10 protein-coding genes are annotated in these 14,796 nt (G+C 73.6%); 8 read left to right on the top strand and 2 right to left on the bottom strand.

Translation table 11 applies throughout. The annotated features are described in order from the left end of the window. The first annotated feature begins 82 nt into the window (after nucleotides 1–82). The 7 genes from ACFWPQ_RS12930 to ACFWPQ_RS12900 all read left to right on the top strand — a co-directional run bounded on the left by ACFWPQ_RS12930 (nucleotide 83) and on the right by ACFWPQ_RS12900 (nucleotide 10,847). Nucleotides 83–928 carry a carbohydrate ABC transporter permease gene (locus ACFWPQ_RS12930; RefSeq protein ID WP_384032723.1) on the top strand — a complete coding sequence of 282 codons (846 nt, stop codon included), beginning with the start codon at nucleotides 83–85 and terminating at the stop codon, nucleotides 926–928. A gap of 47 nt (nucleotides 929–975) precedes the next feature. Continuing rightward, complete coding sequence (locus tag ACFWPQ_RS12925) at nucleotides 976–1,782, top strand: carbohydrate ABC transporter permease (RefSeq protein WP_361292309.1); 807 nt, start codon at nucleotides 976–978, stop codon at nucleotides 1,780–1,782. Between the two features lie 31 nt (nucleotides 1,783–1,813). Then, entirely contained in the window at nucleotides 1,814–4,540 is a 2,727-nt protein-coding gene (locus ACFWPQ_RS12920; protein WP_384032708.1) for an alpha-mannosidase, read from the top strand. 137 nt (nucleotides 4,541–4,677) lie between these two features. Continuing rightward, a complete protein-coding gene (locus ACFWPQ_RS12915; protein WP_384032706.1) occupies nucleotides 4,678–7,656 on the top strand; it encodes a glycoside hydrolase family 2 TIM barrel-domain containing protein in 2,979 nt (992 codons plus the stop codon). A 97-nt stretch (nucleotides 7,657–7,753) separates the two neighbouring features. Continuing rightward, nucleotides 7,754–8,461 carry a response regulator transcription factor gene (locus ACFWPQ_RS12910; RefSeq protein WP_384032704.1) on the top strand — a complete coding sequence of 236 codons (708 nt, stop codon included), beginning with the start codon at nucleotides 7,754–7,756 and terminating at the stop codon, nucleotides 8,459–8,461. Continuing rightward, nucleotides 8,458–9,975 carry a sensor histidine kinase gene (locus ACFWPQ_RS12905; RefSeq protein WP_384032702.1) on the top strand — a complete coding sequence of 506 codons (1,518 nt, stop codon included), beginning with the start codon at nucleotides 8,458–8,460 and terminating at the stop codon, nucleotides 9,973–9,975. Before ACFWPQ_RS12910 ends, ACFWPQ_RS12905 begins: the two co-directional genes overlap by 4 nt. Nucleotides 9,976–10,019: 44 nt before the next feature. Beyond that, entirely contained in the window at nucleotides 10,020–10,847 is an 828-nt protein-coding gene (locus ACFWPQ_RS12900; RefSeq protein ID WP_384032700.1) for an oxidoreductase, read from the top strand. Nucleotides 10,848–11,026: 179 nt separating this feature from the next. On the opposite strand, the gene ACFWPQ_RS12895 is transcribed toward ACFWPQ_RS12900, so the two are convergent. Both ACFWPQ_RS12895 and ACFWPQ_RS12890 read right to left on the bottom strand, forming a co-directional pair. After that, nucleotides 11,027–12,205: a serpin family protein gene (locus ACFWPQ_RS12895; RefSeq protein WP_384032698.1), complete on the bottom strand. Its 1,179-nt coding sequence runs from the start codon at nucleotides 12,203–12,205 to the stop codon at nucleotides 11,027–11,029. Further along, on the bottom strand, nucleotides 12,202–13,410 hold the full coding sequence (locus ACFWPQ_RS12890) for a serpin family protein (RefSeq protein WP_384032696.1): 1,209 nt from the start codon (nucleotides 13,408–13,410) through the stop codon (nucleotides 12,202–12,204). Before ACFWPQ_RS12890 ends, ACFWPQ_RS12895 begins: the two co-directional genes overlap by 4 nt. Nucleotides 13,411–13,510: 100 nt before the next feature. Here ACFWPQ_RS12890 and ACFWPQ_RS12885 point away from each other — a divergent pair, with 100 nt between their 5' ends. Beyond that, nucleotides 13,511–14,728, top strand: a complete 1,218-nt coding sequence (locus ACFWPQ_RS12885; protein ID WP_384032694.1) for a DUF4190 domain-containing protein — start codon at nucleotides 13,511–13,513, stop codon at nucleotides 14,726–14,728. Nucleotides 14,729–14,796 lie beyond the last annotated feature (68 nt).

The raw sequence follows: 14,796 nt of genomic DNA, 5'->3' as shown, positions 1-14,796 counted from the left end.
CTCGGCCGGCGGGCGCACCCCGCCTGGGGGCGTCCGTCCACCGACCGGCGGCGGCCCCCGGGCGGCCACCGTTGCCGCCTTCGTGACCCCGTTCTTCCTGCCGTTCCTGCTCTTCTACCTGGTGCCGGTCGGCTACGCCCTCTGGCAGAGCTTCCGCGTCGTGCGCCGCTCCGGCGGCCAGTACGGGACGTCGTACACCACCTTCGGCGGCTTCGAGCAGTACGGGCAGGTGTTCCAGAACCACGAGTTCTGGTCCAGCATCGGCCGCATCGGGCTGTTCGGCGTCGTGCAGGTGCCGGTCATGCTGTTCGTGGCCCTGATCATCGCGCTGCTGCTCGACACGCCCCTGCTGCGGGCCAAGGGGTTCTTCCGCATCGTCGCGTTCATGCCGTACGCGGTGCCCGGCGTGATCGCCGCGATCATGTGGTCGTACCTCTACTCGCCCCAGCTCAGCCCGGTCGTCGACCTGCTGAACGGCATCGGGCTCCATCCTGACTTCCTCGGCCCCGGCGCCGTGCTCTGGTCGGCCGCGAACGTCTCCACCTGGCTGTGGACCGGCTACAACATGCTGATCATGTTCTCGGCGCTGCAGTCGATCCCGCAGGAGCTCTACGAGGCAGCGAAGCTCGACGGCGCCTCCAACTGGGCCATCGCCTGGCGGATCAAGGTGCCGATCATCGCCCCGTCGATCGTCCTGACCACCGTCTTCTCGATCATCGGCACGCTCCAGCTGTACGCCGAGCCGGCCGTGCTGCGGCAGATCTCCTCGAACATCTCCAGCACGTTCACCCCGAACATGCTCGCCTACACGGTGGCCTCCGGGAACAACTACCAGCAGGCAGCGGCCATCTCCGTCGTCATCGCCGTCATCACCTTCGTCTTGAGCTTCGGGTTCATGCGACTGACCTCGAAGAAGGCCGGACTGTGAGCACACCGACCATCAACCGCGAGAGCCGGGTCAGCCGTACGGCCGCCATGGGGCTGATGCTGCTCCTGGCCGTCTACTTCCTGCTGCCGGTGTACTTCCTGGTCGTCGCCTCGACCAAGCCGCAGGGCGACCTCGCCGCCACCAACGGGCTGGTGTTCTCGCACTTCAACCTGTTCGAGAACCTGCACACCCTGTTCACCCGCAGCGACGGCATCTTCGGCCGCTGGGCCCTCAACACCGTCCTCTACGCGGTGCTGGGCGCGGCCGTGGGCACCCTGATCTCCGCGCTGTGCGGCTACGCCCTCGCCAAGTTCGCCTTCCGCGGCCGGGAGTTCCTGTTCTCCGTCATCCTCGGCGGCGTCCTGGTGCCCACGACCGCGCTCGCCCTGCCGCTGTTCCTGCTGTTCTCGGCGACCGGGCTCGTCAACACCTACCTCGCGGTGTTCCTGCCCAGCATCGTCAGCCCGTTCGGCGTCTACCTGGCGCGGATCTTCGCCAACGCGTCCGTGCCGCAGGAGCTGATCGAGTCGGCGCGGCTGGACGGTGCCGGTGAGTTCCGGATCTTCTTCTCGGTGGGGTTCCGGCTGATGACACCGGCCCTGGTGACCATCTTCCTGTTCCAGTTCGTGGCCATCTGGAACAACTTCTTCCTGCCGATGGTGATGCTGCAGAAGGAGTCCCTCTTCCCGATCACGCTCGGCCTGTACGAGTGGAACGGCCAGACGGCCCGCGCCCCGCTGCTCCAGCAGTCCATCATCACCGGCTCGCTGGTGTCGATCCTGCCGGTGATCGTCGTGTTCATCCTCCTCCAGCGGTTCTGGCGCACCGGCCTCGCCGCCGGCTCGCTCAAGTGACGCCCCCCACGCACAGAAGGTGTCTCCCTCCATGACCGACTCCGCCGTGTTCGTGCCCCACTTCCACTGGGACCGGGAGTGGTACGAGCCGTTCCAGGTGTTCCGGCACCGCCTGGTCACCGCCCTCGACACCGTGCTGGCGACGGCCGAGGCCGACCCGGACTTCCGGTTCACCGTCGACGGGCAGATGGCCGCGGTCGAGGACTACCTGGAGATGCGGCCCGAGAACCGTGACCGGGTCGCGGCCCTGGTCCGCGAGGGCCGGCTGGCCGTCGGGCCGTGGCTGATCCTGCTCGACGAGTTCCTCTGCTCCGGTGAGACCGTCGTCCGCAACCTCCAGATGGGCTGGGCCGCCGCGGAACGCCTCGGGGGCGCGATGCCGATCGGCTATCTGCCGGACATGTTCGGCCACATCGCGCAGATGCCGCAGATCCTGGCGCGCGCCGGCATCGAGCACGCGGCACTGTGGCGCGGGGTGCCCGGCACGGTCGACGGGCACGCCTTCCACTGGCGCGCGCCCGACGGCTCCGAGGTGCGCACCGAGTTCCTCTTCGACGGGTACGACAACGGTCTCGACGTCCTGCTGGTGCCCGACCGGATCCGGCACGCGCTCGGCGAGTACGCCGAGATGACCGCCGGACGCTGGGGCGGCGACCCGCTGCTCGCCATGGCCGGCACCGACCACAACGCGCCCGACCCGCGCCTCGGGGAGTGGCTGCGGAAGGCGTCCGGCGAAGAGCGGCCGATCACCGTCGCCACGCTCGACGAGTACATCCGGGGGCACGCGCGGGACGAGGTGACCGCCGTCGTCACCGGTGAACTCCGCAGTCACGTACGGGGCAACATCCTGCCGGGCGTGCTGTCGGTGCGGCTCGGGCTCAAGCAGCGGATGGCCGCCGCCGAGCGGACCGTCGACCACGCCGAGCGGATGAACGCCCTGTGGTCCCGCCGCGACGACGCGAACTTCCTGGCCCTCGCCTGGCACAAGATCATCGAGTCAACCGCGCACGACTCCGTGGTCGGTTCCGGCACCGACGAGACCTGCGACCAGGTCGCGGCCCGCCTCGCCGAGGCCGCGCAGACCGCCCGCGCGGTCCGGGACGCGGCCCTCGCCGAGCCCGCCGCCGGGGTGCCCGCCGACGCCTACCTGGTCGCCAACCCGCTGCCGGCGCCGCGGACCGCGCTGGTCGAGGTGGACGTGGTGGCCGCCCCGGAGGGCAGCACGCTGGTCGCGACCACCGCCGACGGCGCGGCGCACCCCGTGCAGTTGGTCTCCCAGGCCCCCACCGTCCTCAGCGACGAGCGGCTCGACGCCTCCCAGCTGGAACGCATCCTGCGCCGTATCCACCGCCGCGAGCTGTTCGGCCTGCTGATCGACGGCTACGAACTCTCCCCGAACTCCCTGGTCTTCCATCTCGCCGAGGTCCCGGACGGCCCGTTCGACCTGATGACCCTGCGCGGCGAGGTCGCCGCGGCGGCCGCGGCGCATCCGGGGGAGTGGCGGGTACGGACCCTGGCCCAGGCCCGGGCCACCGCGCTGGTGGCGGTGCCCGTCCCGGCCGGCGGGCTGGCCGCCTTCCGGGTCGCGGCGGGCGACCGGCCCGCCGCCCCCGCGACGCCGGGCGCGACGGCGACGGCGGACACCCTCTCCAACGGCCTGGTCAAGGTCGCCGTCGCCGCCGACGGCACCCTGGACGTGACCGGCGTCGACGGCACCGTCCTGTCCGGCGTCGGCCGCCTGGTCGACGGCGGCGACCGCGGCGACAGCTACAACTACGCCCCGCCGGCCCACGACGTCCTGGTGTCCGAACCGACCGGCGTCGACGTCGAACTCCTCGAAGACGGCCCGCTGCGGGCCCGGTTGCGCGTCACCCGCGTCTACGAGTGGCCGGAAGCGCTCGCCGACGGCGACCGGGACCGGCGCGGCGGCCGTACCGTCCCGACCCCCGTGGAGATGCTGGTGGAGGTCCGCGCGGGCGAGCCCTTCGTCCGGGTCTCCACCGCGTTCCTGAACCGGTCCGCCGACCACCGGCTGCGCCTGCACGTCCCGCTGCCGGTGCCCGTCACCGGCTCCGCGTCGGCCGGGCAGTTCGCCGTCACCGAGCGCGGCCTGACCGCCGAGGGCGGCTGGGGCGAGTACCCGCTCCCGACCTTCCCGGCGAGCACCTTCGTGTCGGCGGGCCCGGCCACCGTCCTGCTCGACCACTCCGCCGAGTACGAACTCGTCGACGACGGCTCCGCACTCGCCCTCACCCTGCTGCGCGCCATCGGCTCCATCAGCGTGAACATCCACCCCCTGCGCGACGAACCCGCAGCGAGCGAGATCCCCGCCCCGGGCGCCCAGGACCTCGGCATGCGCATCGAGAACCGGTTCGCGGTGCTGCCCTGGGCGGCCGGCTGGCAGGGCGCGAACGCCGTCGCCCTGGCGGAGGAGTTCCGGAGCGACTGCCTCGTCACCCGCGGCACCGCGCCCGCCGGCGGCCCGCTGCCCCCGGACGCACACGGCGTCCAGGTCGACGGCCGGGACGTGCACGTGTCGAGCATCCGCCGCGTCACCGACCCCGAGCACGGGCCCGGCACCGAGGTCCGGCTGGCCGCGATGCGGGACACCGCGACGGCCGTCCGCGTGACCGGCGCCTTCACCGAGGCGACCACGGTCGACCTGCTCGGCCGGCCGCTCGCCCCCGAACCGGTGCGGGACGGACTCGACCTCGTCCTCGGCCCCTGGGAGATCCGCACGGTCGTGCTCCGCAGGTAGGGCCGCGATCTGCCGTCTGCCGTCTGCGGCTCCGTCGTGGCTGGTCGCGCCCACGCGGCGGAGCCGCATATCGATACAGCACCGCGCCCCTTACGGGGCGTTCTCGTTCTCCCCATCATCAAGAAAGTTGTGACGTCTTGGCCTCCGACCCCACCGCGTACGTATCGGACCCCACCCCCTGGCACGGCGCCCTGCGTCCGGCCCGCTCCTGGCTGCACTCCGACGCCCCGTCGCTCTCGCTGAACGGCCCCTGGCGCTTCCGGCTGTCGCCCACGGCGGCCGTGGCCGAGGACTTCACGGCCGAGGAGTTCGACGACCGGGGCTGGGCGGGCATCCCGGTGCCGGCCCACTGGGTGCTGGAGGGCGACGGCGCCCACGGCCGGCCTGCCTACACGAACATCCAGTTCCCGTTCCCGATCGACCCGCCGCACGTCCCCGACGAGAACCCCACCGGCGACTACCGCCGCCACTTCGACCTCCCCGCCGACTGGGCGGACGCCGAACGCGTCGTGCTGCGGTTCGACGGCGTCGAGTCGTTGTTCAAGGTGTGGGTGAACGGCGTCGAGATCGGCAGCGCGAGCGGCAGCCGGCTGGCCCACGAGTTCGACGTGACGTCCGCGGTGCGCCCCGGCGGCAACACCGTCGCGGTACGCGTGCACCAGTGGTCGGCGGCCAGCTACCTGGAGGACCAGGACCAGTGGTGGCTGCCGGGCATCTTCCGGGACGTCACCCTGCTCGCCCGCCCGGCCGGCGGCATCGAGGACGTCTGGCTGCGCACCGGGTACGACGGCGGGCGCGGCCGCGTCGAGACCGAGGTCACCGCCGGCGCGGCCGCGTTCCCGGTCACCCTGCGCATCCCCGAACTGGGCGTGGAGCGGGTCTGGGAGACGGCCGCCGACGTGGCGCCGGTCGACGTCCCGGAGGCGGAGCCCTGGTCGGCCGAACTGCCCCGGCTCTACGACGCGACCGTCTCCTCCGCCGCCGAGACCATCGCCCTGCGCATCGGCTTCCGCACGGTCGAGATCCGCGGCGACCAGTTCCTCGTCAACGGCCGCCGGGTCGTCTTCCACGGCATGAACCGGCACGAGGCCCACCCCGAGCGCGGCCGGGTCTTCGACGAGGCGCACGCCCGCGCGGACCTGGCCCGGATGAAGCGGTTCAACGTGAACGCCATCCGCACCAGCCACTACCCGCCGCACCCCCGGCTGCTCGACCTCGCCGACGAACTCGGCTTCTGGGTCGTCCTGGAGTGCGACCTGGAGACCCACGGCTTCGACAAGGTCGGCTGGGTCGGCAACCCGACCGACGATCCCGCCTGGCGCGCCGCCTGCCTGGACCGCATCGAGCGCACCGTCGAACGGGACAAGAACCACCCCGGCGTCGTGATGTGGTCGCTCGGCAACGAGGCGGGCACCGGAGCCAACCTCGCCGCCATGTCCGCCTGGGTGCACGCCCGCGACCCCGAGCGCCCCGTCCACTACGAGGGCGACTACACCGGCGACTACACCGACGTCTACTCCCGGATGTACGCGACGGTGCCGGAGACCGAGCAGATCGGCACCGACGGCTCCACCGCGCCGCTGCTCGGCTGCACCCCCGCCCAGGGCGCCCGGCAGCGCACCAAGCCGTTCCTGCTGTGCGAGTACGCCCACGCGATGGGCAACGGTCCGGGCGCCCTCGACCAGTACGAGGAACTGGTCCACCGCCACCCGCGGCTGCACGGCGGCTTCGTCTGGGAGTGGCGCGACCACGGCATCCTGGCCACCGCCCCCGACGGGACGCCGTACTACGCCTACGGCGGCGACTTCGGGGAGGTCGTGCACGACGGCAACTTCGTGATGGACGGCATGGTGCTCAGCGACGACGTGCCGACGCCCGGCCTGCACGAGTTCAAGGCGGTCGTCCAGCCGGTCCGGTTCGCCTTCGACGGCGACAAGCTCGCCATCACCAACCTGCGGCACTCGGCCGACACCTCCGACCTGCGCTTCCGCTGGCGCGTCGAGTTCGACGGCGTCCCCGTGGAGGCCGGGGAGCTGGAGACCCCGCTGCTCGCGGCGGGCGAGTCGGGCCGGGTGCCGCTGCCCGCGGTCGCGGTGGCCGCGGACGCCGAGACCTGGCTGACCGTCGAGGCGGTGCTGGCGACGGACACCGCCTGGGCCCCCGCCGGACACGAGATCGCCACCGCCCAGCTGGACTGCTCGGTACGGCGGCCGGTGCCCGCCGTCCGCCCCCGGTCCGGCTGGCGGCCGGGCGAGGGGACCCTCGCGCTGGGCATCGCCGAGTTCACCGGCGGCTCCCTCACCCGGCTCGCCGGGCGGCCCGTGACCGGGCCGCGGCTGGAGTTGTTCCGCGCCCCGACCGACAACGACGAGGGCACCGCCGACCGGCTGGAGGGCAGCGACGCCAGCGCCGAGGGGGTCTCCAGCGCCGAACTGTGGCGCCGGGACGGACTCGACCGGCTCGTCGCACGCCGGGTCGGCGTGGAGCAGGCCCCGGACGCGCTGCGCACCGTCGACCGGGTCTCCGCCGCGGACTCCGCGCTCTCCGTGACCGTGGAGTCGGTCTGGACGATCGAGGACGGCGAACTGGAACTGCGCGTCGAGATCGAGCCCGCGCGCGGCTGGTCCACGGTGTGGCCGCGGATCGGGGTGCGCTTCGAACTCCCCGACGGGACGGCCCCCGTGGACGGCGCCGAGTGGTTCGGACTGGGCCCGCTGGAGTCCTACCCCGACAGCCTTCGGGCGGCCCGCACCGGCCGGTTCTCGGCCACCGTCCGCGACCTGTCGGTGGACTACGCGCGCCCCCAGGAGACCGGCCACCGCTCCCGGCTCCGCCGGCTCACGCTGACCAGCGGCGACACCGGGGCTCTGCGCATCGAGGCCCTCCCCGACACCCGCGGGCGGCGCCCCGGCTTCACCCTCTCCCGCCACACCCCGCAGCAACTCGCCCGGGCCGCCCACCCCTTCGAACTCCCGGAGTCCACCACGAGCCACCTCATCGTCGACGCGGCCCAGCACGGCCTCGGCTCCCGCGCCTGCGGCCCGGACGTGTGGCCGGAGTTCGCCCTGCGCCCCGAGGCCCGCACGATCAGGCTGCGCCTCACCGCGGGCGCCTGAGCAACCAGGCCCCTGAGCGCCCGATCTGACAGCCCGACAGCTCTTTCACAGTCCGCACCCACGCGTCTCACGGCCGGGAGGTGGACGGTCACCGGCCATGAAGTTATCCACTGGTACCCCACGGATCCTGGTCGTGGACGACGAGAAAGACCTGACCGACCTGCTGGTGACAGTGCTGCGGGCCGAGGGCTGGCGGACCGAGCCCGCGCTGGACGGCACGACGGCGGTGAGCGCGGCCCGCGGTTTCCGGCCCGACGCGGTCGTCCTGGACCGCGGACTGCCCGACCTGGAGGGCCTGGAGGTGATGCGGCGCCTCCGGGCCTACCGCCCGGACCTCCCCGTGCTGTTCCTGACCGCCCGGGAGAGCGTCGAGGACCGGGTCGCCGGCCTGCGCGCGGGCGCCGACGACTACGTGCCCAAGCCGTTCGACCTCGACGAGGTCGTGGTCCGGCTGCGCGCCCTGCTGCGCCGCTGCGACGCGGCAGGCGCGGGCGGCTCGCTGCTCGCCGTCGGCGACCTCACCCTCGACGAGGAGACCCGGCAGGTGCACCGGGCCGGCACCCCGGTCCGGCTCACCGCCCGGGAGTTCGAGCTGCTGCGCTACCTGATGCGGCACACCGGCCGGGTCCTCGGCCGGGCCGAACTCCTCGACAACGTCTGGGCGGGCGAGGCCGACCGCCACCTGAGCATCGTCGAGAGCTACGTCAGCTACCTGCGCCGCAAGATCGAGCGCGACCGTTCCGTCCTCATCCACACCGTGCGCGGCGTCGGCTACCTGATGAAGCCCGCCGAAGCGAAGCGATGAGACGCGGCCCGCGCCGCCCGCGGAGCCTGCGCTCCCGGATGATCCTCTCCAGCAGCCTGCTGCTGGCCGCCCTCTCCGTCGCGATCATCGCCATCACCGGGCTGACCATGCGGACCTACCTGATGACCGGCCTCGACCAGCGACTCGACGCCCTCGCCGAGCACTCGTCGGCCGCCCGCGGCCAGATCGGCGCCCCGACCAGCGGACTGCCCTACCTCAGGGCGTTCGGGGTCCCGGCGGGCACCATCGGCGTCTCCGTGGCCGGCCGGCACGGCTCGGGCACCGTCCGGCACGCGGCGGTCGTGACCGGCTCCGGGGAGCTGACCGCCCCGACCGCCGGGCAGCGGCGGCTCCTCGCCACCATCGAGGCCGACGGCCATCGCCACACCCTGGACCTGCCCGGCCGCGGCACCTACCGGGTCAAGGCCGTGCGCGCCGACACCCCGAACTCCGAGGTCACCGTCGTCACCGCGCTGTCGGTGCGCCCGGTGGACCAGATGCTCGGCCGGCTGCTGGCCGTCGAGTCGGCGATCGCGGCCGCCGCCCTCGCCGTCGCCGCGCTCATCGCGGCCACCGTGATCGGCCGTCAGCTACGGCCCCTGCAACGCGTCGTCGCCACCGCCACCCGCATCTCCCGCGAACCGCTCGGACACGGCGAGGTCCGCGCCCTGGAACGGGTGCCGGACGCCGACCACGCCACCGAGACCGGCCGGCTCGCCGAGGCCGTCAACCGGCTCCTGGGACACGTCGAGAGCGCCCTCGCCGACCGCTACGCCACCGAACTGCGCATGCGGGACTTCCTCGCCGACGCCGGACACGAACTGCGCACCCCGCTCGCCTCCGTCGCCGGACATCTTCAACTGGTGCGCCGCGCCCCGAAGTCGGCGGCCCCGCAGGCCGAGTACGCGCTGGGCCGCATGGAGTCCGGCATCGGCCGCATGCGCACCCTCGTGGAGGATCTGCTGCTCCTCGCCCGCCTGGACACCGGCCGCCCGCTGGCCCACGAGGAGGTGGGCCTCGGCCCCCTGCTCGCCGAGGCCGTGGCCGACGCCCGCGCGGCCGGACCCGACCACCGCTGGGAGTTCCTGATGCCGGGCAACCTGGTGCTGGTCGAGGGGGACCCGGACCGCCTCCACCAGGTCGTCGCCAACCTCCTCGCCAACGCCCGCACCCACACCCCGCCCGGCACCAAGGTCACCGTCACCGTGCGGACCACCGACGACCAGGCGCTGATCCGGGTCGCCGACGACGGCCCCGGCATCCCGCCCGACCTGCTGCCCCGGATCTTCGAGCGGTTCGCCCGCGGTGACGCCTCCCGCTCCCGGGCCACCGGCAGCAGCGGCCTCGGCCTCGCGATCGTCGCCGCCGTCTCCGCCGCCCACGGCGGCTCCGCCGAGGCCAGCAGCGAACCGGGCCGCACGGTGTTCACGGTACGGCTGCCGCTGTGCCCGGCGTACGCCGGTGAGGTGAACCCGCCGCGGAAACCCATTGGACGTGAACTCCCTTTCGGATAAGGGTGGTTGGCTGAGCAGACCGCAGAGGACAGGGAGACTGAGTGATGAGCAGGGTCTGGCTGATCACCGGCGCGAGCAGCGGCTTCGGCCGGGCGCTCGCCGAGGCCGCGCTCGCCGCGGGTGACACCGTGGTCGGGGCGGCCCGGCGCCCCGAGGCACTGGCGGAGCTGGCCGCCGCCCACCCCGGCCGGGTGGACCCGGTCCGCCTGGACGTCACGGACACGGCGGCGATCGGGCCCGCCGTACAGGATGTGATCGCCCGCCACGGCCGGATCGACGTCCTCGTCAACAACGCGGGCCGCACGCACGTCGGCGCCTTCGAGGAGACCACCGACGCCGAACTGCGCGACCTGTTCGACCTGCACGTGTTCGGCCCGGCCGCGCTGGTCCGGGCGGTGCTGCCGCACCTGCGCGCACAGCGCTCGGGAGCCGTCGTCCAGATGAGCAGCATGGGCGGGCAGATGTCCTTCGCCGGCTTCTCCGCCTACAGCGGCACGAAGTTCGCGCTGGAGGGCATGTCCGAGGGACTCGCCGACGAGGTGAAGGAGTTCGGGATCAAGGTGCTGATCGTGGAGCCGGGCGCCTTCCGCACCGCGCTCTTCGACACGAGCCGGGCCGGGGCCAGCTCCGACACCGGCGTGTACGCCAAGGTCGCCGAGACCCGCGGCTTCGTCGAGGGCGGCGACGGCACCCAGCCCGGCGACCCGGCCAAGGCGGCCGCCCTGATCCTGGCCGCCCTGGACGCCGAGCAGACCCCGCTCCACCTCCCCCTCGGCGACGACGCGGTGACCGCCGTACTGACCCAACTGGACGTCGTACGATCCGACATCGCCGCCTGGGAGAAGCGCACCCGGGCCACGGACTTCGACTAGGCGCCCCGCTGGTAGTGCCGTCGTCCGTCTGCGGCGCCGTCGTGGCCGGTCGCGCAGTTCCCCGCGCCCCTTTGGGGCGCGTTGTTGCGGACGCCGGCTGTAGCGCCCCGTAAGGGGCGCGGGGAACTGCGCGACCAGCCCCCACGCACCCGCAGCCGAACGACGGCGCATCGCGGTCGCTACAGCTCGCCCACGACCGCCGGCTCCGTCACCCACCCCGCCGCCAGCACCAGCCGGCTCTCCCGGTGCACGGCGAGGAAGCCGAACGGGCGGTCGAAGGCGGCCCGCACCACCGTGGACTCGTGCCGGTACCGCGGCGGCCCGCCGCCCGGCGCCGCCACCACGGCGGTGACCGCGGCGGCCCGGAAGCCCAGCGGCCCGAACTCCGCGACCGCGGACTGCCCGGCCGCCCCGACGGCGAGCGGCGCGGCGCTGATCCCGGGGAAGTGCCCCTCGCGGGCGCCCGCGGCCGTGGAGAGCCCGAACAGCCCGTGGAGCTGGAGCAGGTCGTGGTCGGCGCGGACCGCGAAGCCCGGGGTGGTCACGTCGAGCCGGATCGGATCCGGGGCCGCGCACGGCTCCCGCTCCACGAGCACACCCGGCCCCGCGGGCCCGTAGGGGAGCTGTCCGCCGGTCGCCACCGGCAGGGCACGCTCCAGGACGCCGATGCCCGTGTGCAGTACCTGCCCGGGAGCCATGCCCTCCGCGCCGAGCACCAGGTGCACGTCGAGGCCGTTGTCCCCGAGGACCTTCACCGTGGTGACGTGCCCGTCCGGGCCCGCGGCCACGCAGATCCGGTCCAGGCGGACGCTGCTGCGGTGCAGACCGGACAGCGTACGGCCCTGCCAGGGCCCGGAGCCGGGCCGCAGCATCGTCTCCCGGAACGGGTGCTGCCAGTCCGTGCGCAGCGCCAGCGCGGTCGCCAGCACCATCCGGGCGCCCTCGGCCGGCCGGACCGGCATCCGTTCCACCAGCCCCTCGGTGCGCTTCGCCGCCCACGCGTCCAGCGCCTCCTGGGCGGCCGCCGGATCGGCGTCGAGCACGCCGTGCGCGTCGGCGGGCAGCCCCGCCGCCCACTGCTCGCGCAGCTCCAGCGCCCGGTCGGTCCACAGCCCCAGAGCCGCTCCGACGCCCGGCATCGAGTCGAGCCCCGTGAGTAACTCCCGCGCACCGGCGGCGGCCTGGTCGGCTTGCATCCCCACGGCCCGGGTCAGTTCGTCCCGGGCCGGGCCCGCGGCGCCGTCGGCGAGGAAGGCCAGCAGCGGCCAGACCCCGGCGGCCGAGAAGACCGTGCCCTGTCTGGTCTGCCGCGCCCAGCGTGCGGTGAGCGCGTTGACGGCGCGGACGGTGTCGTTCATTCGTCGTGCTCCCAGGGGTACTCGGGGAAGGGCGGGGGATCCGTCACCCAGCCCGCCGCGAGGACGAGCCGGGAGTGGCGGTGCAGGGCGAGGAAGCCGAAGGGGCGGTCGAAGGCGGCGCCGATCCGGGTGGTGACGTGACGCCGCTCGGGCCGGGGGCCCGCCGCGACTGCCCCGAACGCCGTCACCGCCGCCGCCTCGAAGCCGAGTGAGCCGAACCTCGCCATGGTGGCCTGCTCGGCCGACCCGACGGCCAGCGGGAAGGCGCTGATCCCGGGGAAGTGCCCCTGACGCACGTCCCTCGCCGTCGTGAGCCCGAACAGCCGGTGCAGCGCGAGCAGATCGTGGCCCGCCGCCAGGTCGTACGCCACCGTCGTCACGTCGAGCCGCGGTGGCTGAGGTCTCTCGCAGCGCACCCTCTCCACGCTCAGCCCCGGTCCGGGCGCCCCGTAGGGGAGCAGACCGCCCGGCACCACCCGGTGAGTGCCGTCCAGGACGCCGAGGCCGGCGCCCAGCACCTGCCCGGGTGTCATCCGCTCCTCGCCGAGCAGCAGGTGGACGTCGAGGGCGTTGTCGCCCAGCACCTTCAGCTCGGTGACGACGCCGTCCGGGGTACCGGCCACGCCGATCCGGTCCAGCAGGACACTGGAGCGGCGCAGGCCGAGCCGTTCGACGGGCCCCGCCCAGGGCTCGTACGCCGTCTCCAACGGCACCTCGTCGAAGGGCGCCAGCCAGCGCGTGCGCATCGCGAGTGCACCGGCCAGCACCAACTCCGTGTTCTCGCGGATCTCGACCGGCATCCGGTCGACGAGCCCGCCGGTGTGCCGGACGGCCCAGGCGTCCAGCGCAGCGCGGTCCGCCGCCGGGTCCCCGGTGAGCACCCCGTGCGTCCCGGCGGGCAGCCCCGCCGTCCAGGCCTCCCGCAGCTCCAGGGTCCGCCTCGTCCACAGGCCCAGGGCGGTGTCCAGGCCGCGCATGCCCGCCATCGCGCCCAGCAACTCCCGCGCCGTGCCCGCCGCCTCCTCCGCCGGCACGCCCAGCGCGTCCGCCAGTTCGGTGCGCGCCCTGCCGTGTGCCCCGTCCGCGAGGAAGGCCAGCAGTGGCCAGACCCCGGCCGCCGAGAAGACCGTGCCGCCCTCCGACGCGGCCGCCCAGCGTGCGGTCAGGCCGTTCACCGCGCGCACGGTCGCCTTCCCCACCCTCATTCCGCCCCCGTTCACGGCGCGCTTACGATGCGCGCAGTCGTACGTCAGTCCAGTCGTCCGTTTCCGCGCGGCCCGACGCCCCCTCAGGAGCACGGTACCGGTGTCCATACCTCCGCCCCCCGGCCCCCACCAGCCACAAGGGCCCTATCCACCGCCTCAGTCGGGCCAGCCGCAGTACCCGCAGTACCCGCAGGGACCGTACGGGCAGCAGCCGCCGTACCCCGGGCCGTACCAGCCCTGGGGGCAGGGCTACGGCCCCTACCCCGCCCAGCCGCCCGTCAACGGGCTCGCCATCGCCTCCCTCGTGCTCGGGCTGCTGTGCTGTCTGCCGGGGGTGGGGCTGGTGCTGGGGCTGATCGGGCTCGGCCAGATCCGCAGGCGCGGTGAGCGCGGCAAGGCGATGGCGATCATCGGGTCGGTGCTCTCCTCGGTCGGGCTCGCCCTGTGGGTGCTGCTGCTGGCCACCGGCGGGGCGGCCGACTTCTGGGAGGGCTTCAAGGAGGGCGCGAACGACAGCTCCAGCCTCTCCCTCGCCACCGGCGACTGCTTCGACACCCCCGACGGCACGCTCACCGGCGACCTGGTCTCCGACGTCGACGTGGTGGACTGCGAGAAGGCGCACGACGGCGAGGTCTTCGCCACCTACAAGCTCAAGGGCTCGTCCTACCCGGGTGACGACAGCGTCGGCGACTCCGCCGACCGGCGCTGCTACGCCCTGGAGGACGGCTACGCGATGGACGGCTGGGCGATCCCCGACGACGTCGACGTGTACTACTTCACGCCCAGTGAGGACAGTTGGGGGTACGGCGACCGGGAGGTGGCCTGCGTCTTCGGCAACACCACCGAGGGCCGCACCCTGTCCGGCTCGCTGCGCAACGACGAGAGCGTGCTGGACGACGACCAGGTCGCCTACCTGGACGCCGCGCACGTCCTCAACTCCGCCCTCGGCACCGTCCCCGAGGCCGAGTACGTCGAGGACGACCTGCCCGGCTACCGGCAGTGGGCGGACCGGGTGACCACGGCGCTCGGCAAGCAGACCGCGATGCTGCGCGCGCACGGCTGGGCCCCGGACGCGAAGCAGCCGGTGAGCGACCTGGTCGCGGACCTCGACCGGGCGAAGGCGGAGTGGGCGAAGGCCGCGAAGGCCACGGACGCGGACACGTACTACACCCATTACGACAAGGGTTCGACGCTGCTCGACCCGAAGCGGACCGTCACCGCGCGCAAGGCTCTGGGCCTCGCCACGAGCCCGCCCTCGTACGACGACGGGGGCGCCGGCTCCGGCAGCGGAGGAAGTGGCTCCGGCCTGGAGGTGTGATCGCGGCTATAGCGGGGAGAAAGTGCCTGCGTAAAGCCTCCCCATGCCACATGTCATCACATCGAGTG

This window comes from Streptomyces sp. NPDC058464, assembly GCF_042721035.1.
Taxonomy (GTDB): domain Bacteria; phylum Actinomycetota; class Actinomycetes; order Streptomycetales; family Streptomycetaceae; genus Streptomyces.
This window is presented reverse-complemented; position numbering and strand designations above follow the sequence as displayed.